Consider the following 2,961-nt stretch of genomic DNA (forward strand, 5'->3'; position numbering starts at 1 on the left):
ACTTCGCCCCGTGCCGGCGGAACTGCGCCAACGTCATGCGCAGTTCCGCCGGCACGGGGCGAAGTGGGAACACCCGACGTATCAGCCCCACGTTGCGTTCGCGATCGATGATGATCGTGACCTCTGTCTTGTGCGGCCTTATGTCGGCCCGCTCCTGTTCGGGCCGGAAGCCTTCAAAGAACCGTTCGAGAGTTATTGCCGGCCGCTCTCCGCAGCCGACTTCCATTCCTGAGGAGGGGAAGAGGGCGCTGCCCTCTCTCCCTCGCAAGGGAAAAAACGGTCTCCCCGTCTTTCCTCCGCTTGGTCCTTCGGCCCCGCGCTCCGTGCAGGATCGACGCGGATCCGCATGCGCGGATCGGCGCCGACCCTCCGGCTGAAGCCTACGGGCGGGCGAACCCCCTCCGTTTTTTCCTTTGCCTCCCTCTCTCCCGCTGCTCCGCGCGAGCTCGGGGAGCAGGAGCGGGCTCCTGCCCCTCAGGCAAGAGCTTGATCGCTTCGCGGTGAATGAAAGGGCTGGATTATGTCACACACCTGCTACCTGTTGGACCCGGAAACGACGCTTTTCCGGGCCGTCACCCTTCCGCGCGGCATCAGCTTCAAGCCGATTTATGAGTTGATCGGTTGCCGCCTGATCGAACTCGTGCGCTTCGATGAACGGCATTCCCTTTTCGTCGACGAGCAAGGTTTGCGGGCTGGGCTGACCGCCTTCACCATCTTTGAAGGCTACCCGCAGCCGCTCGCCGGGAAAATCGCTCTGGTCGGCGGCGATGGCCGCGAGCCCTACACGTCTCCCCTCATCAGCCTTGAAGATGTGGCCGCCCATTTCAAGTGCTGCCGCCCCGTCCTGGACCCCGTTTTCGCAACATCTGACGAGAAGACGCCAGGCGGCATCATCATCGCCGGTGCGCTTATGGGCTTGCAGGTCCGCATCGAGCGCCGCGCCCCTACCAGCGTCGAAGGAGAGGCGTGATGACCATCGCAATTGTCGAGAACCGGACCCTAGTCGTCTCGGTCGGAACCTTCGCCGCGAGTATCGCGGCGAAGGCCATCGAACACCTGTTCGACGCCCTCACCCACTTTCCAGATCGGCGCACGAATATCGAGCTAGACGAGCTGGCAGCGCGATTGAATGACTTCGCGGTATTTGTCGAGGCGCTGGGCGAGATGCGCGAGATCGCGCAGGGTTTCGACGGCGTTGCCGAGATCGAGGCGTTTGCACGGCGGCATGTTGACCTGACGCGCCGCTATTGGGCGGCGGAGGGGCGCTGCCTCAACTGGTTTGTCACCGGCCCGGCACGTTTTCCCGTTGCGCGCAAGGAAAAGCGCTTGAAGATCGCGGACTCCCGCCGCGCCGACGCGAAGCCCAAGAGGTCGCAGGTGACGATGATCCTGGCCGACGCAACGACATTGGCGTGCCCCTAAGGGACGACATCCTGTCAGGCACGTCGCGTAGCGCTGCAGCGTCTTGATTGATGCTGAGGCGCAAACGAAGAGAGCGCCCAGCAGGCGCTCTTTTCGTGTCCAAAAGCTCTCTTAGTCCTGCGCACTCAAATGGCGAGTGCAGAATAGATCAAGCCAATCTAGATCAGCGTTGATTGGCATATTATCGCCGTTTATAACTGCGGACTTTTCGCAAATATAGTAATAAGGGCGCGGATCAGGAGTGGGGAAGAATTTCACACCGTCGTTGGTCGCAGCCACAGTGACATTGCAAAATCTCTCTACCCACGCCAGTCCTGCATTGCTAGGCATCTCACGATTACAAGTAAATGCGTGCGGGGCGGGTCTTGATGCCCGATCACGTTCTATCTGTCGATCGTTCCAATAGACACTCGCTTGAAGAGCTAGGGCTAGCCCAGCGGCAACGAAGAACCACTTGCCGTACTGTTGTACCCGGCGCCGCAGTGCCATGCTATCTAGCCAGCGCGAATTGCACACTTCGGGAACTGGCCATTAGCTCGGTCCTTCATTGCCTGCGCAATTTCGGACTGTGTGGCGCACAAACGACCATCCGCTTTTACGCCAAACCCCTTCGCTTCAAGGCATCTGGTGACGTAGCGATCGCGAAGGCCTTGGTTCACGTCATAGGTGGTGGTCGACCCTGGGATGTTCACGGCACCGATAGTATTGCAGGAGACCACTGTCCCGATGGTGTTGCACTGAACGGTCCCGGGGTTGCTGTAGCCCGGGTGATAGTCTGTGGCGATGGACTGCGGAATATCTTTGAAAGATGCGATTTTGCACTGATCGATCGCCGCCACCGTCGAGTTCAAGTCGACGCCGGGCTTATAGACGATTGCAGCTGGGTCGGACTGACAGCCGGCGATCGCCGCCAAGGCGGCCAACAATAACCGATTGCGCATGAATGATTCTCCCCCAAGCCGATCGCACCATTACGCAACCTGAAGGTTGATGCAAGTGCGTCAAAGTCCTCTACGGCCAGCGCGCCAGGACGTAGAGGCAGAGGTGCATCAACAAAGCGTCTCGCAGGCCACGCCGTCGCCGTCCCGATCCAGCTTCCGGCCCCATGAGCAGTTGTGCAGATACCATTGGGCTTCGTCGCACGAACTAATCTGCGAGCAGTATCGTCGCGGCTCGCACGAATAGCCGCTCTGCGCGACCAGCCGACGATTGATGATGCCGAGCGGCTGGCTCGACGGCGCCGAGCTTTCCGCGTGCGCCGCGCGCCAGTCCCACGGCGCCTCAAACTTCCCACTCCACATGCCGATCTTCGCCGCCTGCGCCTTCGCCTGCTGCGGTGCGTAGGAGCCCTGGCTGTAGCGCGGCCAATCGAGTGCCTGGCCATGCTCGACCATCCACGCCGACACGCTGACGCCGTCGGCACGCCGGCAGTAGCCGACGAAGCGGTGATAGCGATCCCAGGTCACGAACGTGCACTGCACGGGCCTCGAAGCCGCCAGGAAGCCATCAAGCGCTTCGGCCGATCGCCGGCCGCAGGGA

At 61.2% G+C, this 2,961-nt stretch carries 4 protein-coding genes and 1 pseudogene; 3 read left to right on the forward strand and 2 right to left on the reverse strand.

Going from position 1 to position 2,961, the window contains the following annotated elements; genetic code table 11:
- The 3 genes and pseudogenes from EOA49_RS33200 to EOA49_RS31200 form a co-directional block, all read left to right on the forward strand.
- Positions 1-232, forward strand: a pseudogene (locus tag EOA49_RS33200) (hypothetical protein); the annotation flags it as partial.
- A gap of 288 nt (positions 233-520) precedes the next feature.
- Complete coding sequence (locus EOA49_RS31195; RefSeq protein WP_127241565.1) at positions 521-970, forward strand: protein psiB; 450 nt, start codon at positions 521-523, stop codon at positions 968-970.
- Positions 970-1,422, forward strand: coding sequence for a hypothetical protein (locus EOA49_RS31200; protein WP_127241566.1), 453 nt, complete (start codon positions 970-972; stop codon positions 1,420-1,422). The genes EOA49_RS31195 and EOA49_RS31200 overlap by 1 nt, the downstream gene beginning before the upstream one ends.
- Positions 1,423-1,916: 494 nt before the next feature.
- Here EOA49_RS31200 and EOA49_RS31205 read toward each other — a convergent pair whose 3' ends face one another.
- Positions 1,917-2,363: a hypothetical protein gene (locus tag EOA49_RS31205; RefSeq protein WP_127241567.1), complete on the reverse strand. Its 447-nt coding sequence runs from the start codon at positions 2,361-2,363 to the stop codon at positions 1,917-1,919.
- 108 nt (positions 2,364-2,471) lie between these two features.
- The coding region (locus EOA49_RS31210; RefSeq protein ID WP_164749364.1) for a thermonuclease family protein at positions 2,472-2,961 on the reverse strand (490 nt) is incomplete at its 5' end.

It is taken from the genome of Mesorhizobium sp. M1A.F.Ca.IN.020.04.1.1, assembly GCF_003997315.1.
GTDB lineage: Bacteria > Pseudomonadota > Alphaproteobacteria > Rhizobiales > Rhizobiaceae > Mesorhizobium.